This window comes from Nocardia macrotermitis (assembly GCF_009604405.1).
GTDB lineage: Bacteria > Actinomycetota > Actinomycetes > Mycobacteriales > Mycobacteriaceae > Nocardia > Nocardia macrotermitis.
Window position 1 is genome coordinate 405,009 of the sequence record NZ_WEGK01000006.1, and the last position, 23,268, is coordinate 428,276.

General features: G+C 69.3%; 19 protein-coding genes and 1 pseudogene. 13 read left to right on the forward strand and 7 right to left on the reverse strand.

The window, feature by feature from the left end; genetic code table 11:
- Positions 1-23: 23 nt before the first annotated feature.
- Positions 24-323 carry a MarR family winged helix-turn-helix transcriptional regulator gene (locus NRB20_RS17170; protein ID WP_153411100.1) on the forward strand — a complete coding sequence of 100 codons (300 nt, stop codon included), beginning with the start codon at positions 24-26 and terminating at the stop codon, positions 321-323.
- Here NRB20_RS17170 and NRB20_RS17175 read toward each other — a convergent pair.
- Together NRB20_RS17175 and NRB20_RS17180 are read right to left on the reverse strand one after the other, a co-directional pair.
- On the reverse strand, positions 320-1,357 hold the full coding sequence (locus NRB20_RS17175) for an S-adenosylmethionine:tRNA ribosyltransferase-isomerase (RefSeq protein WP_319945028.1): 1,038 nt from the start codon (positions 1,355-1,357) through the stop codon (positions 320-322). The two genes, NRB20_RS17170 and NRB20_RS17175, sit on opposite strands and share 4 nt — an antisense overlap.
- Positions 1,358-1,392: 35 nt before the next feature.
- The gene (locus tag NRB20_RS17180) at positions 1,393-2,082 is read right to left on the reverse strand and encodes an SDR family NAD(P)-dependent oxidoreductase (protein ID WP_153411102.1); all 690 of its coding nucleotides are present in this window, start codon (positions 2,080-2,082) and stop codon (positions 1,393-1,395) included.
- Between the two features lie 162 nt (positions 2,083-2,244).
- Between NRB20_RS17180 and NRB20_RS17185 the strand changes: the two genes are divergently transcribed.
- Positions 2,245-3,042, forward strand: coding sequence for a VOC family protein (locus NRB20_RS17185; RefSeq protein ID WP_153411103.1), 798 nt, complete (start codon positions 2,245-2,247; stop codon positions 3,040-3,042).
- A gap of 42 nt (positions 3,043-3,084) precedes the next feature.
- Here the strand turns inward: NRB20_RS17185 and NRB20_RS17190 are convergent, their stop codons facing one another.
- The 3 genes from NRB20_RS17190 to NRB20_RS17200 all read right to left on the reverse strand — a co-directional run bounded on the left by NRB20_RS17190 (position 3,085) and on the right by NRB20_RS17200 (position 6,082).
- Positions 3,085-3,720, reverse strand: a complete 636-nt coding sequence (locus tag NRB20_RS17190; RefSeq protein ID WP_319945029.1) for a DinB family protein — start codon at positions 3,718-3,720, stop codon at positions 3,085-3,087.
- A 117-nt stretch (positions 3,721-3,837) separates the two neighbouring features.
- The gene (locus NRB20_RS17195) at positions 3,838-5,379 is read right to left on the reverse strand and encodes a glycerol-3-phosphate dehydrogenase/oxidase (protein ID WP_153411104.1); all 1,542 of its coding nucleotides are present in this window, start codon (positions 5,377-5,379) and stop codon (positions 3,838-3,840) included.
- A gap of 85 nt (positions 5,380-5,464) precedes the next feature.
- Positions 5,465-6,082, reverse strand: coding sequence for a TetR/AcrR family transcriptional regulator (locus tag NRB20_RS17200; protein WP_153411105.1), 618 nt, complete (start codon positions 6,080-6,082; stop codon positions 5,465-5,467).
- Positions 6,083-6,167: 85 nt separating this feature from the next.
- Here NRB20_RS17200 and NRB20_RS17205 point away from each other — a divergent pair, with 85 nt between their 5' ends.
- Both NRB20_RS17205 and NRB20_RS17210 read left to right on the forward strand, forming a co-directional pair.
- Positions 6,168-7,811, forward strand: a complete 1,644-nt coding sequence (locus NRB20_RS17205) for an FAD-binding oxidoreductase (RefSeq protein WP_406603840.1) — start codon at positions 6,168-6,170, stop codon at positions 7,809-7,811.
- Complete coding sequence (locus tag NRB20_RS17210; RefSeq protein ID WP_319945030.1) at positions 7,808-8,791, forward strand: diacylglycerol kinase family protein; 984 nt, start codon at positions 7,808-7,810, stop codon at positions 8,789-8,791. The genes NRB20_RS17205 and NRB20_RS17210 overlap by 4 nt, the downstream gene beginning before the upstream one ends.
- Before the next feature lie 3 nt (positions 8,792-8,794).
- Here NRB20_RS17210 and NRB20_RS17215 read toward each other — a convergent pair whose 3' ends face one another.
- On the reverse strand, positions 8,795-9,160 hold the full coding sequence (locus tag NRB20_RS17215) for a hypothetical protein (protein ID WP_153411106.1): 366 nt from the start codon (positions 9,158-9,160) through the stop codon (positions 8,795-8,797).
- 342 nt (positions 9,161-9,502) lie between these two features.
- On the opposite strand from NRB20_RS17215, the gene NRB20_RS17220 reads away from it, so the two are divergent.
- From NRB20_RS17220 to proB, 9 genes are all read left to right on the forward strand, one after another.
- On the forward strand, positions 9,503-12,205 hold the full coding sequence (locus tag NRB20_RS17220) for a valine--tRNA ligase (protein ID WP_319945031.1): 2,703 nt from the start codon (positions 9,503-9,505) through the stop codon (positions 12,203-12,205).
- Positions 12,202-13,653 (forward strand): bifunctional tetrahydrofolate synthase/dihydrofolate synthase, encoded by a 1,452-nt coding sequence (gene folC / locus NRB20_RS17225; protein WP_454786543.1) that lies wholly within the window; start codon positions 12,202-12,204, stop codon positions 13,651-13,653. The genes NRB20_RS17220 and folC overlap by 4 nt, the downstream gene beginning before the upstream one ends.
- A complete protein-coding gene (locus NRB20_RS17230; protein ID WP_319945032.1) occupies positions 13,650-14,048 on the forward strand; it encodes a DUF4233 domain-containing protein in 399 nt (132 codons plus the stop codon). The genes folC and NRB20_RS17230 overlap by 4 nt, the downstream gene beginning before the upstream one ends.
- A gap of 58 nt (positions 14,049-14,106) precedes the next feature.
- A complete protein-coding gene (ndk, locus tag NRB20_RS17235) occupies positions 14,107-14,523 on the forward strand; it encodes a nucleoside-diphosphate kinase (RefSeq protein ID WP_319945033.1) in 417 nt (138 codons plus the stop codon).
- A gap of 594 nt (positions 14,524-15,117) precedes the next feature.
- Positions 15,118-18,624 carry a translation initiation factor IF-2 N-terminal domain-containing protein gene (locus NRB20_RS17240; RefSeq protein WP_319945034.1) on the forward strand — a complete coding sequence of 1,169 codons (3,507 nt, stop codon included), beginning with the start codon at positions 15,118-15,120 and terminating at the stop codon, positions 18,622-18,624.
- 442 nt (positions 18,625-19,066) lie between these two features.
- A complete protein-coding gene (gene rplU / locus NRB20_RS17245) occupies positions 19,067-19,378 on the forward strand; it encodes a 50S ribosomal protein L21 (protein WP_040820290.1) in 312 nt (103 codons plus the stop codon).
- 108 nt (positions 19,379-19,486) lie between these two features.
- Positions 19,487-19,753, forward strand: coding sequence for a 50S ribosomal protein L27 (gene rpmA, locus NRB20_RS17250; protein ID WP_067665147.1), 267 nt, complete (start codon positions 19,487-19,489; stop codon positions 19,751-19,753).
- A 371-nt stretch (positions 19,754-20,124) separates the two neighbouring features.
- Entirely contained in the window at positions 20,125-21,585 is a 1,461-nt protein-coding gene (obgE, locus tag NRB20_RS17255; protein WP_153411108.1) for a GTPase ObgE, read from the forward strand.
- A 229-nt stretch (positions 21,586-21,814) separates the two neighbouring features.
- Positions 21,815-22,915 carry a glutamate 5-kinase gene (proB, locus tag NRB20_RS17260; RefSeq protein ID WP_153411185.1) on the forward strand — a complete coding sequence of 367 codons (1,101 nt, stop codon included), beginning with the start codon at positions 21,815-21,817 and terminating at the stop codon, positions 22,913-22,915.
- Between the two features lie 146 nt (positions 22,916-23,061).
- Here proB and NRB20_RS38180 read toward each other — a convergent pair.
- Positions 23,062-23,268: pseudogene (locus tag NRB20_RS38180) on the reverse strand (hypothetical protein); the annotation flags it as partial.

Sequence of the window (23,268 nt, forward strand, 5' to 3'; positions counted from 1 at the left end):
CACCGGAAAGTTCGAGAAGAGCTATGAGTACGGCCACAGCACCGAGTCCCCTCGCACTACTGATCGGACGGTTCGTCTCGGCCTATCTCCAGGACTTCCTGACCGCCGCCGAGGAACACGGCCTCACTCTCACCCAGGCCAAACTGCTGCTGGCCCTCAACGAACCGCCCGAACTCCCGATGCGCGAGCTGGCCGGGCGGCTGGCGTGCGACCCGTCCAACCTCACCGGCGTCGCGGACCGCATGGAATCCCGTGGCCTGGTGGTGCGCACCGTCAACCCGGCCGACCGTCGCGTGAAATATCTCGCTGCTGTTGAGGTCTAACTGTGGGAGTGGTCGGCGAAAAGTAGGGCGGTGTCGCCGAATTCGTGCCAGAGGTAGGCGGTTTCGAGGGCTACCTGGTAGGCGGTGTGGACTCGGGCGGGGCCTGCTACGGCTTCCAGGAGGTGTAGGTGTGAGGCTCCGGGGACGTGCCAGCCGGTGATGAGGGCGTCGACCGTGCGGGCCGGGTGGGAGGGGCCGAGGATCAGGTTGGTCCAGCCGGTGGTGGGGTGGACCAGGCCGGTGGGGGTGGTTGCCGATTCGAGGGCGCGGGTGACGGTGGTGCCCACGGCGATCACTCGGCCGCCGGTGGCGTGGGTCGAATTCACCAGGCGGGCAGTGGTTTCGGGGACGGTGTAGCGTTCCGGGCTCGGTGGTTCGCCGGATTCGGGGGAGGAGACCCCGGTGTGCAGGGTGATCGGGGCCAGGGTGATTCCGGACGTCACCAGGTCGGTGACCAGCGTGTCGGTGAACGGCCTGGCGGCGCTGGGCATCTCGGCGCTGCCGGGTTCGCGGCCGAAGATCGTGCGGTAGTAGTGCGGCGACCATCGCTGTGTCACATAGGAATACGTGATCGGGCGGCCGTGGCGGGCCAGCAGCGTGGTGACATCGGTATCGATGTCGGCGATCCACAGTCGGCGGGCGGGTGGCAGCCACGGGGTGCGCAGTTTCGCCGTGGCACTCGGAAGATGCACGCGCGCACCGGATTCCGGCTCGGTCGCGGTGAACGGTGTGCCCTCGGGACTGCGCAACTCGACCGCCCAGCGGCCGTCGTCCAGTCGCGCGGCGAAGTGCAGCACCGCCGGAACACCCCGGTAGCGGGCGTCGACCGCGGCGGCCAGCATGGACGAATTGTTCACCACGACAAGGTCTCCCGGACGCAGGAAGCGCGGCAGCTCCCGGAACTCGGCGTGGGTGATGCCCGCGTCATCGGACACCAGCAGGCGAACCCCGTCGCGCGCGAGCCCGCGTGCCTCGGCGGGCGCGGTGGCGGATCTGTCCGCGGGAAGGACGAATTCGGTCGGGACGGCGCTCACGGCTGCCTCCTGAAGTGGTTGAGCTGCGGCGGAAGTCAGTGCGCGGCGGACAATTCCGCGGCGGTGTAGCGGCCGCTGGGCGGTCGGGTGTCGATCAGGCGCAGTAGCGCCGGGACCACGGTCTCCGGTTCGGGGCGATCGGAGATGTCCTCGCCCGGGAATGCGGCCTGATGCATGGCGGTGCGCATATCGCCGGGATCGAAACCGTAGACGCGCAGCAGCGGATTCTCGGCGGCGAAGATGGCGGTCAGATGATCCAGGGCAGCTTTGGATGAGCCGTAACCGCCCCAGCCCTCGTACGGTGCCACCGCGGCGTCGGAGCTGATGTTGATCGCTGTTCCGTCGCGGGCCAGGAGTTTCGGCAGCGTCAGTTGCAGGACGGCCAGCGGCGCGACGACGTTGGTCGCCAGCACGGCGGTGAACTCGCCCAGGGGAAAGTCCGCGAGGCGCGGCATCGGACTCGGGCCCAGCGCGCTGGCGTTGTTGACCACCAGGTCGAGCCGATCGCGGCCGGTGAGGACGTCGGCCAGGCGTTCGCGATGGGCGGGATCGGCCACATCGCCCGGTACGGCGAGCGCGCCGGTCGCCTCGCGCACTCGTGCCAGTGCCTCGGCGCCGCGTGCGGTGATGATCAGATCCCAGCCGCGTGCGGCCAGGGCCAGCGCCACCGCGCGACCGAAACCGGCCGATGCGCCGGTGATCAGGGCTGTCGGGTTCTCGGACATGATCCCATCGTGAAACCTGAAGTCAACTCGAGGTCAAGAACGGGGTTTGCGCCTACAGTGAAACCGTCCGGTTCGTGGTCGGCCGGGTATCGCGGCCGATGAGTTTGCGTATGCGGTGTCGTCTCAATGTGCGAGTCCCCGACGTCTTCCCCAGGAGCCAACATGACCTACACCTTCAAACCCGGTGATCCCTGCTGGGTCGAGCTGTTCACCTCCGATCCGGAGCGTTCCATCGCGTTCTACTCCGAACTGCTGGGCTGGACCGCCGAGCAGGCCGGGCCCGAGTTCGGTGGGTACATCACGTTCCGCCACGGCGAGAATTCCGTGGCGGGCGGCATGCACAACGACGGCTCCTCCGGTGGGCCGGACCAGTGGACGATCTATCTGGCCAGCGCCGATGCCGAGGCGACCGCCGCGGCGGCGACCGCGAACGGCGGGCAGGTGATGCTGGCGCCGATGCGGGTCGGCGACGTCGGCACGATGGCGATACTGGGGGATCCCAGCGGTGCCGGGGTCGGGGTGTGGCAGCCGGGTGTGCATCCGGGATTCGGCGCGATCGGCAACGTCGCGGGTGGCACGTGGACCGATCACGTGGGCAACCCGTCCTGGTTCGAACTGCACACCCCGGCCTACGACGAGGCGCTGAAGTTCTATCGGGAGGTGTTCGGCTGGCAGGATCCGTTCACCGTCTCCGATATCCCGGAATTCCGTTACACCACAATCCATTCGGAGAGTCCGATGCTGGGCGGCGTGATGGATTCCACGGCCTTCCTGCCCGCCGGGGCCCCGGGCGGCTGGCGGGTCTACTTCGGTGTGGAGGATGTCGACGCGTCGGTGAAAACCCTGGTGTCCCTTGGCGGTTCGGTGGAGCGTGAACCGGAGGACACCCCGTACGGGCGGCTGGCCGCCGTGGTCGATCCGGGCGGCGTGCGATTCAGCCTGGGCGGCAACAACTCCTGAGCCCCGTACCGGATGCCGGGCGGCACGTGCCGTCCGGCATCGCTACAGTCCCACCGCGCCGTCGATGCGCTCGCGCAGCAGGTCGGCGTGGCCGTTGTGGCGCGCGTACTCCTCGATCATGTGGGCCAGCACCCAGCGCAGGGACACCTCGCCGAGCCAGAGGTCCACGCCGGTGACCCCGAGATCGGTCGTGGCGATGGTGAAGCGTTCGGCGAAGGCGACCTCGGCCCGCCAGGCGCCCCAGGCCGCGGTGATCGATCCGGAATCGGTGTTCGCCCCGTCGAAGTCGGCGTCGGGCCGATCCTCGGAGGTGAACAGCGGCGGGGCGTCCTCCTTGGCGAGCACGCGGTGGAACCAGCGCCGCTCGACATCGGCCAGATGCCGCACCAGACCCAGCAGCGACAGCGTGGACGGCGCGACCGACCGCCGGGCCAGCTCCGCGCCCAGGCCCGCGCACTTGAGTTCGAGCGTGGCGCGCTGACCGGCCAGGATCTCGGTCAGGACGCTGCGTTCGTCACCGGTGGTGTGGAGGCGGGTGCGCGGATCGTGTTCGGGGGCAACGAACATCTCGGCCCGTCGGGTATCGGTCGGCGTCTGCCGGGTATCGGCCACTCCCGCCTCCTTCGCATCGTTCCAGCTGCCCGCACCGGCAAACCTGGGGCTCGACCGATCGGGCACGATCGGGACGATATCGCGTGTGGCGGTTCATCGGAACGTTCGGCGGCACATCGGTCTCAGCGTACGGAGGAAAACGCCGCCGCGCCGGACAGCAGCCATACCGCTATCGGCGGGTGTTCACCGGAACAGCTGTGCCGCGACGGGACTCGCGGCGTCGCGGTCGGTGGTGACCAGGCCGATCCGGGTGCGGCGGTCCAGCAGATCGTCCGCGTCCAGCGCGCCCTCGTGCGTGATCGAATACGCGAATTCGGCGCGCAGCACATCTATTCCGGGGGCGACGGGTGCGGCCAGGGCCGGATCCCGCTGTGCCAGAGCCATGATCGCGGTCGCCTCGCTGCCGTAACGTTCGATGAGCGTCGGCGGTGCGTCGAGACGATCGCGCGCCGCGCCGGATACCGCACCCGCCAGCGGGATTCGCGCGGTCCGGCAGGGGCTCGCGGTCAGGCCCGCGTGGGCGATCGCGGCATCGACGGTGTCCTGCGCCATCTTGCGATAGGTGGTGAGTTTGCCGCCGACGATCGTGATCGGGCCGCCGGGGGAGTGCAGTACCGCGTGTTCGCGGGAGATGTCCGAGGTGCTGCCCTCGGCGGTGCGCAGCAGCGGGCGCAATCCGGCGAACTTGCCGCGGATATCGCTGCGGTGCAACGGTTCCCGCAGCACGGTGTTGACGGTGTCGAGCAGGAAATCGATCTCGGCGTCGGTCGGTTCCGGTGCGTCGGGCACCGGGCCGGGCGCGTCCTCGTCGGTCAGGCCCAGGTACACCCGGCCGTGCGCGGCGGGGAACGCGAAGACGAAACGGCTGGTACTGCCCGGAATCGGCACGGTGAGCGAGGCGCTGAGCCCGCCGAACGCGGCCGCGTCGAACACCAGATGAGTGCCTCGGCTCGGGCGCAACTCGATGGACGGATCCACCTGGTCGGCCCACACGCCGGTGGCATTGATCACCGAACGCGCTCGCACGGTGAGGGTTTCGCCGGACAACGTGTCGTGCAGCACCGCGGACTCGCCGCTCACCTGCTCGGCTCGTACCCGGGTGAGCACGCTCGCGCCGTGGGCCGCGGCGGTGCGGGCGATGGTCACCACCAGGCGCGCGTCGTCGACGAGTTGACCGTCCCAGGCGAGCAGTCCGCCGCGTAATCCCGCGCGGCGCACGGTCGGTGCGAGCCGCAGCGTCTCGGCGGTCGCGGCGCGGCGCGAGCGCGGCAGCACCGCGGCCGGGGTTCCGGCGCTGCGCCGCAACACATCTCCGGCGGCGAATCCGGCCCGCACCAGCATCCGTTGTGGCACACCGATATCCGGCAGCAGCGGGACGAGTTGGGGTATCGGCCGGGTCAGGTGCGGTGCGGTCGCGGTCAGCAGGATGTGCCGCTCCACCGCACTCTCGTGCGCGATCCCGACCCCGCCGCCGGCCAGGTACCGCAGCCCGCCGTGCACCAGCTTGGAACTCCACCGGCTCGTCCCGAACGCCAGATCCCGCGCCTCCACCAGCACCGTCCGCAACCCCCGCGCCGCCGCGTCCAGCGCCACCCCGACCCCGGTGATCCCGCCGCCGATCACCAGCACGTCGACGACCCCGCCGTCCCCCAGCTCGCGCAATTCCCGTTCCCGCCGTGCGGCATTCAGCGCCGAATCCCCGAAACCTCGTGCAGTACTGGTCATCTCATCGCTCCACATCGTGTTCTTGTGCTTGTCCGAGGCCGCGCGTCGTACTGCCGAGGCGTGGTGCGGCACCGCACGCGGCGGTTCACAGCGGGCCGGACTCGTCGCCGGGGCGCAGGTAGCCGTCGAGGACGTGGGCCAGTTCGGCGTCCAGGCGGGGTTCGGCGAGGATGTGACCGACGGTTCCGGCGGACTGGACCACGGATTGGGAGATCAGCAGGATCATGGTGGCCAGTTCGTCCGGGTCCCCGGGGCGGATGGAACCGTCGCGCTGGCCCTCGCGGATCAGGGCGGCGAACAGCAGGATCAGCTCGCGCTGGTTGCGGCCGAGGCGACCGAAGACGTAGGTCAGCATCAGATCGGTGTCGGTGCGGAAGATCTTGGCGAACAACGGATTCGCGCGCACCGTCGCCGCGCCGGCCACCACGCCGTCGACCAGGCGGGCGCGGGCCGGGCCGCTGTCCGGGATGGTCCGCCCCACGATGCCGCGCAACTCGCGCACCAGCAGTTCGGCCAGCAGTGATCCGGTATCGGGCCAGCGCCGGTAGACCGTGGGGCGGCTCACCCCCGCGCGTCGCGCCACCTCGGTCAGCGTGGTGCGCCGGACGCCGAACTCCTCCACGCAGGCGCGGGCGGCGTCCAGGATCGCCAGGTCGATCTCGGAGGGTTCGTCACCGGTTCCGGCGACGTCGATTGTCTGCATCGGATCACTTGTCGTTCGGGCGCGGACGTCGACGGACCGCACGTCGGTTGATTACTGCTTGACATTCTATGTAAGACTGTAACGCATGGTCGATGAACGGCAGGCCCCGTCTTCTGTGGAATTGCCGGGCGAGTTGTCATCCCGCCCGAGTATGGTGTGGGACGCCTGGGGCATTCCGTCCGCACATGCACCGCTCCCGGAGAAGATCCGGAATCTGCTGGTACAGGTGTTCGGGGTGTCCGGTGAGCCGGTGGCGCGTCGCGATGAGGGCAACGTGCCATTGCGTGCCCCGGCCCTGCCGGGGGCGCATCTCACAGGATTGTCCGCGGTGGTCGGCCCGGAGTACGTCCGCACCGACCACCGCGCCCGGCTCCTGCACGCCGGCGGTAAGAGCACCCCGGATCTGCTGCGCAGGCGTGCCCCGGAACCGCAGGACGCACCCGACGCGGTCCTGTTCCCCGCCGATCACGACGAGGTGCTGGCCGTCCTCGGCTACTGCGCCGAACACGGTGTCGCGGTGGTGCCCTTCGGCGGCGGCACCAGTGTCGTCGGCGGCGTGGATCCCGCCCGCGATGCCTTCGAAGCCGTTGTCGCCCTGGACCTTCGGCGATTGGACGCGCTGACCGACCTGGACGTGATCAGCCACACCGCGACACTGGGAGCCGGCCTGACCGGACCGCAGGCCGAGAAACTGCTTGCGGCGCAGGGCTTCTCGCTCGGACACTTCCCGCAGAGTTTCGAATTCGCCACCATCGGCGGTTTCGCCGCGACCCGATCCAGCGGGCAGGCATCGGCCGGATACGGCCGCTTCGACGATATGATCCAGCACCTGCGCGTCGCGACACCCAGCGGCACACTGGATCTCGGCCGTGGCCCCGCCTCGGCCGCGGGACCCGATCTGCGCGAACTGTTCTCGGGTTCGGAGGGCGCGCTCGGGGTGATCACCGCGGTGACGCTGCGGGTGCATCCGGTGCCGGAGACCATCGGGTATCAAGCCTGGTCGTTCCCGGATTTCGCGACCGGCGCGGCCGCACTGCGCACGGTGATCCAGGCCGGGGCCGCCCCGACCGTGCTGCGCCTGTCCGACGAGGCCGAGACCGGCCTGAATCTGGCGCGCGCGGGCGATATCGGCGGTGCGCCGGTGGCGGGATGCCTCGCGGTGACCACGTTCGAGGGCACCGCCGCGCACGTGCGAGCGCGCAGCGCCGAGGCGTACGAGTTGCTCGCCGCCGCCGGGGGAACCGCGCTGGGCGAGCAGCCCGCACGCGAGTGGGAGCACGGCCGTTTCGCCGCGCCCTATCTGCGGGATGCCCTGCTGGACAACGAGATTCTCTGCGAAACCCTGGAAACCGCGACCAGTTGGTCCGGTCTGGCGGACCTCAAGGCGAAGGTGACCGCGGCGCTGACCGACTCACTGGGCGGCCAGGGCGCCCCGCCGCTGGTCATGTGCCACATCTCGCACACCTACCCGACCGGCGCGTCGCTGTACTTCACGATCATCGCCAAACAACTCGACGATCCGATCACCCAGTGGCACCGGGCCAAACACGCGGCCGGTGACGCCATCGCCGCGGCCGGAGGCACCATCACCCACCACCACGCGGTCGGACGCGACCACCGCCCCTGGATCCCCGGCGAGATCGGTGACCTGGGCGTACAGGTGCTGCGCGCGGTCAAACAAACCGTCGACCCGGCCGGAATCCTCAACCCCGGAAAGCTGATCCCGTGACCGGATCCGCCGGGGTGGGCTCGGTGCTGCTGGTGACCAATCCGCTGTCGGGTCACGGCAGGGGACAGGCCGCGGGGGCGGTCGCGGCGGCCCGGATGCGGGCGCGCGGCGTACGGGTGGACGAGCTCAGCGGCACGAGCGCCGCGGAATCGGTTCGCCTGGTGCGGGATCGGCTCACCGGCGACGACGTGCCCGATGTGGTGGTCTGCGCGGGTGGTGACGGACTGGTCTGCATCACCCTGCAAGCACTGGCCGGGACCGGCGTGCCGCTGGGACTGGTTCCGGGCGGCACCGGTAACGATCTGGCCCGCGAACTCGGTGTGCCGCAGGATGATCCGATCTCCGCCGCCGACATCGTGCTGGGCGGGACGATACGAACCATCGATCTCGGTGCGGCCGAGGTCGCGGACCCGGGCTCGGGATCAATCGAATCCGGTTCGGGAGCAATGGGATTCGGCATTCCCGGGCCCATCACCTTCGCAACCGTGGCGGGCACCGGCCTGGATGCCCGGGTCACCTTGCGCGCCAATCGGATGCGCTTCCCGAAGGGACGCCTGCGCTACACCTTCGCCGCCCTGGCGGAGCTTACCGGCAGGCTGACCGTGCCGTACCGGCTCGAATTGTCCGGCGTACCAGGACAATCGGTGCATTCGGTGATAGAGACCGAAGCGGTGATGGTCGCGGTGGGCAACACCCGCACCTACGGCGGCGGCATGCTGGTCTGCCCGGACGCGCTGGTCGACGACGGCCTGCTCGAGGTGAGCGTGGTCGGCGCGATGTCCCGGCCCGAGATGGTGCGCCTGCTACCGGCCCTGGCCTCGGGTAAACGCCTCGATCATCCCGCGATCAGCCAATACCGCGCGGCCACTGTCGAATTGAGCGCACCGGGCGCGCCGGTGACCGCGGACGGCGAACCGGTCGGCATGCTGCCCACCACCTTCCGCGCGCTACCGGGCGCCCTGCCCGTGCTGGTGCCCTGACGGCTACCAGAGCTGCACCACGGTCAGCTCCGGGCCGCGCACCAGCAGCGCGATCCGGCCGTTGGGCTGGTTCGCGGCCTCGGTGACGATGCTGGGCAGATCCGCCCGCACGTGATTGCCGCTGCGGGGCAGTTGCGAACCGCGGCCGATGCCCACGGCGATGGCGTCGGCCGGGAGTGCCTGATCGATCAGCGCGGGGATCGGACCGTTGGCGAACGTCTGGGTCTCGCCGTGGTCCAGGGCCACCCCGACCCCGCCGTGCGGCAGCGTGAGGGGAGTGACCGCCGCGGCCGATCCCGCACCGGCGAGACCCGCGGTGATACCCGCGGCGGTGGCCACGGTGGCCATGACGACAGTCCGAGCGCGCATGGAGAATCCTCTTTCGTGAATGTTCGGGGTGCGAGGCCGCACTGCCTCATCCCTGATGAAGTGCGGGTTCAGCCGTACCCGCAGTCGGGCCGAATCCTATCCCGGTGAGGGTCGACCCGCGCGCCCGCGCGGGCGGCAATCCTGCACCAACACAAAGGATTCGGGCCGAACCTGAGAATTCGATATGGAAATGGGAATACCGGGTGAATAGACGGTAGCCTGAATCTGTGGGCGGGGTTTTCGGTGTCCCTCATCCGCCGAAACCCCCGCCCTCTCGGGTATCCGGCCCGCCTCCGCCGGGGCCGTCGTCCGGCCCGCGACCCAACTCCTTAGAATCACACGGTGACCAGCACAGCCTCTGAGAACTCACGAAATCGTGCCGATGCCCTCCCCAAGAGCTGGAATCCCGGCGAGGTGGAGGCGGACCTGTACGAGGGCTGGGTGGCCGCTGGTTACTTCGCCGCCGATGCGAAGAGCGCGAAGGCCCCCTACTCGATCGTGCTGCCCCCGCCCAACGTCACCGGCAACCTGCACATGGGCCACGCCTTCGACCACACCATCATGGATCTGCTCACCCGCCGCAAGCGCATGCAGGGCTACGAGGTGCTGTGGCTGCCGGGCATGGACCACGCGGGCATCGCGACCCAGTCCGTGGTGGAGAAGCAGCTCGCGCGCGACGGGAAGACCAAGGAGGACTTCGGCCGCGAACTGTTCGTCGACAAGGTCTGGGACTGGAAGCGCGAATCCGGCGGCGCGATCCAGGGCCAGATGCGTCGCCTGGGCGTCGGCGTGGACTGGGCGCGGGACCGTTTCACCATGGACGAGGGTCTCTCGCGCGCGGTGCAGACCATCTTCAAGCGCCTGTTCGACGCGGGCCTGATCTATCGCGCCGAGCGCCTGGTGAACTGGTCGCCGGTGCTGGAGACCGCGATCTCCGATGTCGAGGTGAAGTACGAGGACGTCGAGGGCGAACTCGTCTCGCTGCGGTACGGCTCGCTGAAAGACGATGAGCCGCACATCATCGTGGCGACCACCCGGGTGGAGACGATGCTCGGCGACACCGCCGTCGCGGTGCATCCCGAGGACGCGCGCTACGCGAGCCTGATCGGCACCACGCTGTACCACCCGATCACCGGACGCCAGATCCCCGTCGTCGCCGACGACTACGTCGATCCCGAATTCGGTTCCGGCGCAGTGAAGATCACGCCCGCGCACGACCCCAACGACTTCGAGCTGGGTATGCGGCACAACCTGCCGATGCCCACCATCATGGACAAGACCGGCAAGATCACCGATACCGGAACCGAATTCGACGGGATGGACCGTTTCGAGGCGCGGGTGAAGATCCGTGAGCGCCTCGCCGAAGAGGGTCGCATCGTCGCGGAGAAGCGGCCGTACGTGCACAGCGTCGGGCATTCCGAACGTTCCGGTGAGCCCATCGAACCCCGGCTGTCGATGCAGTGGTGGGTGAAGGTGGAGTCGCTCGCCAAGGCCGCCGGTGACGCGGTTCGCAACGGGGACACCGTGATTCACCCCGCCAGCCAGGAACCGCGCTGGTTCGACTGGGTGGACGACATGCACGACTGGTGCATCTCGCGCCAGCTGTGGTGGGGTCACCGCATCCCGATCTGGTACGGCCCCGAGGGCGAGGTCGTCTGCGTCGGACCGGACGAGCAGGCCCCCGAGGGATACGTGCAGGATCCGGACGTGCTGGACACCTGGTTCTCCTCGGGCCTGTGGCCGTTCTCCACCATGGGCTGGCCCGACGCCACCCCGGAACTCGAGAAGTTCTATCCCACAAGCGTTCTCGTCACCGGCTACGACATCCTGTTCTTCTGGGTGGCCCGGATGATGATGTTCGGCACCTTCGTCGCCGACGATCCGGTCATCACCGCCGGTAAACCGGCCGACTCGGCGCAGGTCCCGTTCCGGGATGTGTTCCTGCACGGCCTGATTCGCGACGAATTCGGCCGCAAGTACTCCAAGTCCAAGGGCATCGGCGTGGATCCGCTGCTGTGGATCGTCGAATACGGCGCGGACGCAACACGTTTCACCCTCGCGCGCGGCGCGCAGCCGGGCAGCGACCTGTCCGTCGGCCCGCCGCACGTGACCGCCTCCCGCAGCTTCGTCACGAAGCTGTTCAACGCCACCAAGTTCGCGCTCATGAACGGCGCGGCCCCGGGCGAACTTCCGTCTCGCGCGAGCCTCACCGACACCGACCGGTGGATCCTGGATCGCCTGGAACAGGTTCGCGCGGAAGTGGATTCGGCGTTCGACCGGTACGAGATCGGCAAGGCGTGCGAGGCGCTGTACCACTTCGCGTGGGACGAGTTGTGCGACTGGTACCTCGAGCTGGCCAAGGTGCAGTTCGCCGAATCCGAGGAGCGCGCCGCGAGCACCCGCACGGTGCTGGGTGTGGTGCTGGATTCGGTGCTGCGCCTGCTGCATCCGGTGATTCCGTTCGTCACCGAATCGCTGTGGCAGGCGTTGACCGGCGGCGCGGAGGGCTCCTCCATCGTCGTCGCGTCCTGGCCGGAGGTCTCGGGCGTGACCACCGACGAGGTCGCCGCGCGCCGGGTCGCCGACGCGCAGCGCCTGATCACCGAGATCCGTCGTTTCCGCAGCGATCAGGGCCTGACCGACAAGCAGAAGGTCGCCGCCGCGCTGATCGGCCTCGACACCGCCGACCTGACCGGGCTCGCGGCCGAGATCACGAACCTGGCCCGGCTCACCGAGCCCGGCGAGGATTTCAGCGCGACCGCCTCGGTGCAGGTGCGCCTGTCCGGGGCCACGGTCACCGTCGAACTCGACACCTCCGGCACGGTCGATCTGGACGCCGAACGCCGTCGGCTGGAGAAGGATCTCGGGGTGGCACAGAAGGATCTGACCAGCACCACCGCCAAACTCGGCAACGAGGCGTTCCTGGCCAAGGCCCCCGACGACGTGGTCGCCAAGATCCGCACCCGCCGCGAGGTGGCCGAATCCGAGGTCGCCCGGATCGGTGCGCGGCTCGAGGAGATCGCGCGGCTGGCGGCGGCGAAGTGAACTCCGAACCGGAATTCCAGCAGGGTGCCGCCGGGCGACTGCACTCCGGTCCCTCCCCGGTCGATCTGGCGGAGATGGCGTTGGTCGAGGCCGAACTCGACCAGCGCTGGGGGGAGACCAAACTCGAGCCCTCGCTGACCCGGATCGTGACGCTGCTCGACCTGCTCGGCTCCCCGCAGCGCGGTTACCCGGCCATCCAGGTGGCCGGGACCAACGGCAAGACCTCGGTCACCCGCATGATCGACGCGCTGCTGACCGCCCTGCACCGCCGCACCGGCCGGATCACCAGCCCGCACCTGCAACTGGCCACCGAGCGCATCGCCATCGACAACGTCCCGATCAGCCCCGCGAAATATGTGGAGATCTATCGGGAGATCCAGCCGTACCTCGAGATGATCGACCGGCAGTCCGAGGCCGCGGGCGGGCCGCGGCTGAGCAAGTTCGAGGTGCTGGTGGCGATGTCGTACGCGGCGTTCGCCGAGGCGCCGGTCGACGTCGCGGTGGTCGAAACCGGCATGGGCGGCACCTGGGACGCCACCAATGTGGTCGACGGCCAGGTCGCGGTGATCACCCCGATCGGCCTGGACCACATGGACTATCTCGGTTCGGATCTGACCTCGATCGCGGGCGAGAAGGCCGGGATCATCAAGAAGGCCCCCGAGGATCCGCTCGTCCCGCGCGAGACCGTCGCCATCATCGCCGAACAGGATCCCGAGGCGATGGACGTGCTGCTGCGTCGCACGGTGCAGGCCGACGCCGCGGTCGCCCGGGAGGGCGCGGAGTTCCGGCTGCTGACCCGGCGGATCGCGGTCGGTGGACAGGTCCTGGAGATCCAGGGGCTGGGCGGGGTCTACGACGAGATCTTCCTGCCCCTGCACGGCGAACACCAGGCGCACAACGCCGCGGTCGCGCTGGCCGCGGTCGAGGCGTTCTTCGGCGCGGGCGCGGACCGGCAACTCGACATCGACGCCGTGCGCGCCGGGTTCGCGAACGCGATCAGTCCGGGCCGGATGGAACGAATGCGCAACGCGCCCACCATCTTCCTGGACGCCGCGCACAACCCGCACGGCGCGCAGGCTCTCGCCGCGACCCTCACCGAGGAGTTCGACTTCCGCAAACTCGTGGGCGTCGTCGCGGTCCTGGGCGACAAGGACGCCGCGGGCATCCTGGCCGCGCTCGAACCGGTCCTGGACGAGGTCGTCGTCACCACGAACGGCTCGCCGCGCGCCCTGCCGGTCGACGATCTGGCCGATATCGCGGTGCAGCGATTCGGCGACGAACGGGTCGTCACCGCCGCGACGATGGCCGACGCGGTCGAAACGGCCATCGCCATCGCGGAGGAGGCGGGCGAGTCCGGGGAACCGGTGTCCGGCGCGGGGATCGTCGTCACCGGATCGGTCGTCACCGCGGGCGCCGCGCGCTCGCTGTTCGGAAAGGATCCCGCGTGAACGAGGAACAGCCGAGTCCCGTACCGCCCCCGGCCACCGACCCGTGGAAGGGTTTCCGCGGCGTGATGGCCGGTGCGCTGGTCCTCGAGGCCATCACCGTACTGCTCGCGCTGCCGGTGGTCGCGTCGGTCGGCGGCGGGCTGAGCTGGTGGTCGATCACCTATCTGGTCGGGCTGGCCGTGCTGATGTTCCTCGGCGCGGGCGTGCAGCGGCGGTCCTGGGCGATGCCGTTCAACATCGCCATGCAGGTGCTGCTGTTGCTCGGCACCTTCGTGCACCTGTCCATCGGCATCATCGGCGTGGTGTTCGTCGCGGTATGGGCCTTCATCCTGGTGCTGCGCGCCGACGTCAAGAAGCGGATGGACCGGGGCCTGCTCCCCAGCCAGCGCGCCTGAGGAGTGGGGCCCGGGGGCCGCGAACACCTCGCGCCGCGGCTACCGCAATAATTGCCCCGTGACTGAGCAGACGTTGATACTCGTCAAGCCGGATGGTGTTGCCCGTGGGCTGGTCGGTGAGATCATCACCCGCATCGAGCGCAAGGGTCTGAAGATCGCGGCGCTGGAGCTGAAGCAGGTTTCCGAGGAGCTTGCCGCGGCGCACTACGCCGAGCACGCCGAGCGCCCGTTCTACGCTTCGCTGATCGAGTTCATCACCTCGGGGCCGGTCGTGGCCGCCGTGCTCGAGGGGCCGCGCGCGGTCGCCGCCTTCCGGCAGATCGCCGGCGGCACCGATCCGGTCGAGAAGGCCGTGCCCGGCAGCATCCGCGGCGACTACGCCCTGGAGACCCAGTACAACCTCGTCCACGGTTCGGATGCTCCCGAGTCGGCCAAGCGCGAGATCGCGCTCTGGTTCCCGGAGTTCGCCCAGTAGTCGCCGGAACTTTCCCTCGGGGTGGATTCGGTCCCGGTCGGCACCGAGTGCCGAATCCACCTCCATACCCGTGGGAACACTGTCCGAGGAGCGGCGTTGCCGACTCGGCCGGTGCCCGAGTGCCCGGTTCCGACGCCGCGGCGGTACCGGTTCACGCCGGTGGAACCGCCCGCTCGAGGGTCGTGAACACGCCGGAGCGAAGCGCAGGCAATTGGACACGGGAGCCGTTTCCCCGGGAGCGTGTGGGATACTGGGGGTGGAAGTGCTCGATATCGGCCGAAGCTGCCGGTTACGGGCGCGACCGGATGGCACCGCGGCTCGACGCCGATCATCGCTGCCCCGGACGGTAACCAAGACTCTGCCGCCCGGCCGCACGCTGGATGAGCGCTCGAATCCGGTGTCGGAGCCAACAGCCAGGCACCGCGTGATCGGTTACCCGAACGACGCACCGACAAGGTGATGACGGATCACGCGGCGCGGAGACCACTTGGCCTCGCGTCCACGGGACGTGGGGCGAACGGACAGCGCCCCCGCGTTGGCCGCGTCACTCTCTCGGTTTCGAGTGGGACGCGCCCGGGGGTCCGAGGAGATTTCGTGGCCGATCAAGAGCCGCAGGATACGTCGCACGATACGAATGGACACGCGCCGCAGGCGCCAGGGGTAGGGGAGGCGGCGCAGTTGCCGGAACGTATCCGGGTACACGCGCTGGCGAAGCTGCTGGGAACCACCAGCAAGCGCATTCTGGCCCATCTGACCGAGTTGGGGGCCGAGGCCCGCAGCGCGCAGTCGAGCCTGGATCGCACGGTCGCCGAGTCGGTGCGGGAAGCCTTCGTACCCACAGAACAAGCGTCGGAGCAGCCTCCGGCGCAAGCCTCCGCCGAACCGGCGCAGGTGGTCACGCCGCAGCCGGAGGCGTCGGTTGTCGAACCCGAGACCGCCGCGGTGGGTGCTCCCGACGCTCCCAGCAATGCCGAGCCCGCGGGACGTGCCGAAAAGTCGACGGGTGCGCCGCAGGCGGTGGCGAGTGCGCCCGAGCCGGTGGCGAACGGCACCCGGGCGGCGGCCGATGCCGAGTCGGAGGAGGGATCGGCGGCGAGTGCGGCCGAGTCCGTGACGCGTGCGTCCGCCGAATCCGGGACCGCCGCGTCCGAACAGTCCGCTGCCGGGACCGCCACGCAGTCCGCGCCCGCGCCGACGGTGCCGCAGCGGCAGTCGCTGTTCACCAGCCCCTTCCAATCGCATCAGACCCCGGCCCCCGAACCGCTGGCCTTCGAGGCGCCGGCGATGGTCGCCGCACCGCTGTTCCTGCCACCCGACGCCGCGGCCGCAGAGGAGGCACGACGTCAGCGTCGGGCCGCCCGTCAGGCCAAGGCCGCCGAGGAGCAGGCCGCCGCCGAGGAGGCCGCCGCCCAGCAGGAGGCCGCCCGCGTCGAAGTCGCCGACGAGCGGGTGAGCGTCGACGAGACCGACACCGTCGAGACGACCGAGACCACCGAGTCCGAGACCGAATCGGGCGACTGGGACGACGAGCAGTCCCGCGAGGACCGGGAGGATGCCGAGGACGGCGGCCGCTCGCGGCGTCGTCGTCGTGGTCGTCGTGGTCGCGGTCGCGGTCGGGGCGAGCAGTCCTCGGACGGCGACTCCGACGAGTCGGAGGACGCCGACGAGAACGAGGAATCCGCCGAGGAGTCCACCGACACCGAAGCCGAATCCACCGAGAGCGGCGCCGAGGACGGTGACGGCACGCCCGAGGGCTCGACCCGTCGCCGCCGTCGCCGTCGTCGCCGCAAGGCCGGTGAGGACGGCGAACACGAGTCCTCGGACGACGATCCGCCGAACACCGTCGTGCACGAGCGCGAACCGCGCAACAAGCGCCGGGTCGCCGCCGCGTCCGTCGACGAGGTGCAGGGCATCAGCGGGTCGACGCGGCTCGAGGCCAAGCGCCAGCGCCGCCGGGACGGTCGCGAGGCCGGACGTCGTCGTCCGCCGATCCTGACCGAATCGGAATTCCTGGCCCGCCGCGAATCGGTGGACCGGGTGATGGTGGTGCGGGAGAAGACGTTCGTCGATCACCCGAGCGCGGTCACCCAGGTCGCGGTGCTCGAGGACAACATCCTGGTCGAGCACTTCGTGACCAGCACGGGGTCCGCGTCCATGGTCGGCAACGTGTATCTGGGCAAGGTGCAGAACGTGCTGCCCAGCATGGAGGCGGCGTTCGTCGACATCGGCCGCGGCCGCAACGGCGTGCTCTACGCCGGTGAGGTGAACTGGGAGGCCGCCGGGCTCGGCGGTAGAGAACGCAAGATCGAACAGGCGCTCAAGCCCGGTGACACGGTGCTGGTGCAGGTCAGCAAGGATCCGGTCGGGCACAAGGGCGCTCGGTTGACCACGCAGATCAGCCTGGCCGGGCGTTTCCTGGTGTACGTGCCGGGCGGGACGTCGACCGGGATCAGCCGCAAGCTGCCCGACACCGAGCGCAAGCGTCTCAAGGAGATCCTGCGCGACATCGTCCCGCAGGACGCCGGTGTGATCATCCGCACCGCGTCCGAGGGCGTGGCCGAGGCCGAACTGGCCCGCGACGTCGAGCGGTTGCAGGCGACCTGGAAGACCATCGAGGAGCAGTCCAAGCACGGTTCGGGCACGCCCAAGACGCTCTACGAGGAGCCGGACCTGCTGGTCAAGGTCATTCGTGACCTGTTCAACGAGGACTTCTCCAAGCTCGTCATCGAGGGCGAGCGGTCCTGGACGACCGTCGAGAACTACATCCGCACCGTCGCGCCGGATCTGCTGGTGCGCGTGGAGAAGTACGACAGCGACAGTTCCGTCGACGTCTTCGGCAGTTTCCGGATCGACGAGCAGCTGTCCAAGGCCCTGGATCGCAAGGTGTGGCTGCCCTCGGGCGGCACGCTGGTCATCGACCGCACCGAGGCGATGACCGTCATCGACGTCAACACCGGCAAGTTCACCGGCGCGGGCGGCAGCAACCTCGAGGAGACGGTCACTCGCAACAACCTCGAAGCCGCCGAGGAGATCGTGCGGCAGATGCGTCTGCGGGACATCGGCGGCATGATCGTCGTCGACTTCATCGACATGGTGCTCGAATCCAACCGCGACCTGGTGCTGCGTCGGCTGACCGAGGCGCTGGGCCGGGACCGCACCCGCCATCAGGTGTCCGAGGTGACGTCGCTGGGCCTGGTCCAGATGACCCGCAAGAAGCTGGGCACCGGGCTGGTCGAGGCGTTCTCCACCACCTGTGAGCACTGCCACGGGCGCGGCATCGTGGTGCACGACTATCCGGTCGAGTCCGCACCCGCCGAGGAAGGCGTCGGGCGTCGCGAGGGTCGCCGTCGGCGTAAGGACAAGGAGAAGCCGAGCACGCCCGCGCCGGTCGTGGCCGCGGCACCCGTGGACGCGCACGCCGAGGAGGATGCCGCGGCCAAGCGCGCGCATCCGGTGGCGTTGGCGATGGCCGCGCACCACGGCGAGGAGATCGCCGAAGGGCAGGTGGCGACCGCGGATTCGTCCGTCGAGCCGGAGAAGGCGGCCGCGCCGGAGGAGACCGGTGAGCGGCCGTCGCGTCGGCGGCGTTCGCGGTCCGGTCGGGATCAGGGCGCGCGCGGGCACGAGTCGGCGCGGTCCGATGAGTCGGGTCGTGGGGACCAGGCGCAGGGCGATGAGTCCGCCGTGGTGCGTGAGCCGGAGTCGGACGAGTCGGCGCACGGCGGGTCGGGCATCGCTGCTCAGGATGTCGATGCGGTGACTGCGGATGCTGCCGTCGAGCCGGAGACCGCGCGGGCCGCTGTGGAGGCGAGCCCGGTGGCGCAGGCCCCGGAAACCGCTTCTGCCGCAAGGTCGGACGAGAAGGCCGCAGATCAGGACAACGCTCCCGAACCCGCTCGCAAGGGCCGCCGCCGGGTCGCGCGCTCGTCGGCCGCGCTCAGCACCGACAGTGCCGCAGCGGTATTCGTGCTGTCGAGTTCCGATCAGTCGGAAGGCGCGGCGGCTTCGGTGACGGATTTCACGCCGGTCGCCGTGCCGCGCAGTCGTCCCCGTCGTCGGAGCGCCGGGCGCGCTGCCGGAGCGCCGGAACAGGACGACTGAGATCGGGTGACCGAGTAGTCGGTAGTCGAGTAGGCACGCGGGATCCGGGCACCGTCCGGATCCCGCTGTCGTGTGAGTAGTGGGTGTTGGAAAGCCGTGGTGCGCAGCGAAATTCGAGTCCGCGATGCCATGGTGACCGCGCGGCCGACAGTGCCGGGCACGAGCAGGGGTGGAGTAGGTTCCCCGCGCCCAGCCGGAGCCGGTGCGGTGCAGCGCAACCCTGGTTTTGTTGCCGGGGTGCGTGTCCTGTAGCCTTGGTCAGTCGCTGCTCGGCGTCAGCACTGCCTTGTGCGCTGGCCCGTGGCCCGGTTCCAACGAGAGCCACAGGCGCTGAGGCGGCGGTGATTACCAGACCAGTCGTGCGGCGGTTTCCGGTGTGAACCGGACAGCGGCCGCGCGAGCAGAGTGCCGAGCACTAGTAGAGAAAGAGGGCAGCCGACCGATGGCAACGTACGCGATCGTCAAGACCGGCGGAAAGCAGTACAAGGTCGCGGTCGGTGACCTGGTGAAGGTCGAGAAGATCGAGGGCGAGACGGGTAGCGCGGTGTCGCTGTCCCCGGTGCTCGTCGTCGATGGCGCTGAGCTGACCACCGATGCGGACAAGCTGGCGAAGGTTTCGGTTTCCGCCGAGATCGTCGACCAGACCAAGGGTCCCAAGATCCGCATCCACAAGTTCAAGAACAAGACCGGCTACCACAAGCGTCAGGGACACCGTCAGAAGCTGACGGTCCTGAAGGTCACCGGCATCAAGTAAACGGCCTGCGGGATTGCCTCCCGCACACGTCCGTCGGAATCTCCGGGAAGAACCTCTCCCGCAGGTCCCTCCGGACCTGCAATTCATTCAAGGCGAGGAGTAAAAGCCATGGCACACAAGAAGGGTGCATCCAGCTCCCGTAACGGTCGTGATTCGAACGCCCAGCGGCTCGGCGTGAAGCGCTTCGGCGGTCAGGCTGTGCAGGCGGGCGAGATCCTGGTGCGTCAGCGCGGGACCCACTTCCACCCGGGCGTGAACGTCGGCCGTGGCGGCGACGACACGCTGTTCGCCCTCGAGGCGGGCGCGGTCCAGTTCGGCACCAAGCGTGGCCGCAAGACCGTGAACATCGTGGTTCCGGAGCCGGTGCAGGCCTGAGCCGCACCGGAGCCTTTCCACACATTCTTCGAAGCGGGTCAGGGTGAGAACCCTGGCCCGTTTCGTGCGTTCGGGAGCAGACCGTGTCGGCCACCCGGATACCCCCCTTGTCGCTCCAGCGGTGACGGCCTCCGAGGCACCTGTTCCGGCTCCACGGATCGGTCCAGGACTGGTCTCGGGGCCACCCAGCTTCGCCAGCTATCAATAATGCCAACTCCAAAGGTCGGGGCCCGGCTCGATTCTGGACTGACGGAGCGGGGGAGCGGAGCGGAGGAGCGGAGGAGGGAAGAATCGAGCCCTCAGGGGCCCCGACCCGCCGGAGCGGAGCGGAGGCCAAAGATGCAGCAGCTTAGCGGAGGCAGAATAACAGCATGTCGAAGTTCATAGATCGCGTCGTGCTGCATGTTCGCGCGGGTAAGGGCGGGCATGGGTGTGCTTCGGTGCACCGGGAGAAGTACAAGCCGCTGGGCGGGCCCGATGGCGGGAACGGGGGGCACGGCGGGAATGTGGTTCTCGAGGTCGATCCGAATGTGCACACTCTGCTGGACTTCCACTTCCATCCGCATGCCAAGGGCGGTAACGGCAGACCCGGTGAGGGGAGCAACCGGGACGGCAAGCAGGGGACGGATCTGCTGCTGAAGGTGCCGGACGGGACCGTGGTGATCGGTTCCGACGGTGAGGTGCTGGCCGATCTTGTCGGGGTGGGCACCACCTTCGTCGCCGCGCAGGGTGGTCGCGGCGGGCTCGGTAATGCCGCGCTGGCTTCCAAGGCGCGCAAGGCTCCCGGATTCGCGCTGCTCGGTGAGGACGGCGAGGAACGCGATGTCGTCCTGGAGTTGAAGTCGGTCGCCGATGTGGGGCTGGTCGGGTTCCCGTCGGCGGGTAAGTCCTCGCTGGTGTCGGTGCTCTCGGCGGCCAAGCCGAAGGTGGCGGACTATCCGTTCACGACGTTGGTGCCGAATCTCGGGGTGGTGTCCAGCGGTGACACCACGTTCACCGTCGCCGACGTGCCCGGCCTGATTCCGGGTGCGAGCGAGGGGCGTGGGCTGGGGCTGGAGTTCCTGCGTCACCTGGAACGCTGCGCGGTGCTCGCGCACGTGGTGGACTGCGCGACTCTCGAGCCCGGTCGCGATCCGGTGTCCGATGTGGACGCGTTGGAAGCCGAACTGGCCGCGTACAAACCGGCGTTGACGGCCGATGCCGAACTCGGGGATCTGGCCGATCGGCCGCGCGTGGTGATCCTCAACAAGGCCGATATCCCGGACGCCGCCGAACTGGCCGAGATGGTGGGCGCGGAGTTCGCCGAGCGCGGGTGGCCGGTCTATATGATCTCGACCGTGAGCCGGGAAGGGCTGCGGCCGTTGACGTTCGCGCTCGCGGAGATGGTGCGCGAGTACCGTGCGGCGCATCCGAAGGCAGCCCCGGCGCGGCCGGTGATCCGTCCGGTGGTCTCGGGCGTGAGCGGGTTCAGTGTCGCGCGCGATCCCGATATCGAGGGTGGATTCATCGTGCGCGGTGAACGTCCCGAGCGGTGGGTGCGGCAGACGCAGTTCGACAACGACGAGGCCGTCGGCTACCTCGCCGACCGTCTGGCTCGCCTCGGTGTCGAGGAGAAGCTCGAGAAGCTCGGCGCCGAACCGGGTGCGCCCGTCACGATCGGCGATGTCACCTTCGAGTGGGAGCCGCAGATCTCCGCGGGCGTGGACATGGTGATGACCGGTCGCGGCACCGACCCCCGCATCGACCAGACCGAACGTATCTCCGCCTCCGAACGCAAACACGCGTCGCGGGTCCGCCGCGGTCTGGTCACCGACGACGAGATCGTCGAATGACCGTCGGCCGCCGCACCGGCTCCGCGGCGCCGCGCTCGGTATCGAGTGGCGGAGCGGGCGTGGTCGGCGGTCGGGCGGTTTCGGCGCTGCTGTTCGCGGCGTGTGGCCCGGCGTCGGGGGCGGTCGATGGTCGGGCGCGGGGGTTCGAAAAACGTTGTGGTGCTGAGCGGTTCGGGTGAGGTTGATGAGTTCCGGTATGACGCAGGCGGATTCGGATCAGGGTGAGGTGCTGAGTGGGACTCGGCAGGTGATCCGGTCGGCGCGCAGTGTGGTCGTGAAGATCGGATCCTCGGCGCTGACGAGTCTCGAGGGCGGGCTGGACACCGGGCGGCTGGATCTACTGGCCGATGCGGTGGAGGCGCGGATGCGGGCCGGATCCGACGTGGTCGTGGTGTCCTCGGGGGCTATCGGCGCGGGGCTCGCGCCGCTCGGATTGACCTCGCGCCCAAAGGATCTCGCGACGAAACAGGCCGCGGCCAGTGTGGGGCAGCTGGCGTTGGCGCATGCCTGGGGCACCTCGTTCCAGCGGTACGGCCGCACGGTCGGGCAGGTGCTGCTCACCGCCGGTGACTTCTCCCGGCGCGAACATCACCGCAATGCGCAGCGCACCCTGGACCGGTTGCGCGCGCTGCACGCGATCGCGGTGGTCAACGAGAACGACACCATCGCCACCGACGAGATCCGCTTCGGCGACAACGATCGTTTGGCCGCGCTGGTGGCGCATCTGGTGGGAGCCGATGCGCTGGTGCTGCTCTCGGATGTGGACGGCCTCTACGACGGCGATCCGCGCAGGGGCGGCGCGACGTTCATCCCGGAGGTGCGGGGCAGCGCCGATCTGGACGGTGTGATCGCCGGGAGCGGTGGTGCGCTGGGTACGGGCGGGATGGCCTCGAAGTTGTCCGCGGCCCGGCTCGCCGCCGACGCCGGCGTCCCGGTGCTGTTGGCCGCCGCCTCCGACGCCGCGGCCGCGTTGACCTCCGCGACCGTCGGCACCGCCTTCGCCGCGCGTCCGACTCGCCTGTCCGCCAGGAAGTTCTGGGTCCGGCACGCCGCGGACAGCCGCGGTGCGGTGCTGCTCGACGCCGGTGCCGTGCGCGCGGTCGCGAAATGTCGCCGCTCCCTGCTGGCCGCCGGAATCACCGGTGTGCGCGGTCGTTTCTCCGGTGGCGACGTCATCGACCTCATCGCCCCGGAGGGCACTGTGGTCGCCCGTGGCGTCGTCGAATACGACAGCTCGGAACTGGAAACCATGATCGGCCGCTCCACCACCGAACTCCCCGAAGGTATGCGCCGACCTGTCATCCACGCCGACGACCTGGTCAAGGTCTGATCCATCCGCTCCGTCGATCGTGGCGGTGCGGGCCGGGCTTGTGACGCGGATGGACCGTGGTAGGACTACCGATTACCCACCACGACAAGGATTTCCGCTGAGTGGGCGGTTGATTCGCGGGCGGGCGGGTATGTCGTTCGGCTCGGCTAATGGTCCGGGGAGATGCCGGGTTGGTCGGGGGTTGTCGGGGTGGTGTGGTTGGGGATGGGGCCGGTGATGCCTGGTTGGCCGCCGGGGTCGTTGAGCTGAGGGCTGGCCGGGGGGACCGGGGCCGGGGAGGCTGGGGCAGGAGAGGTTGGGGTGCTTGGGGATTGGGGTGCGGGGGTGGAGTCGGGTTGGGTCGACTCGGGTGG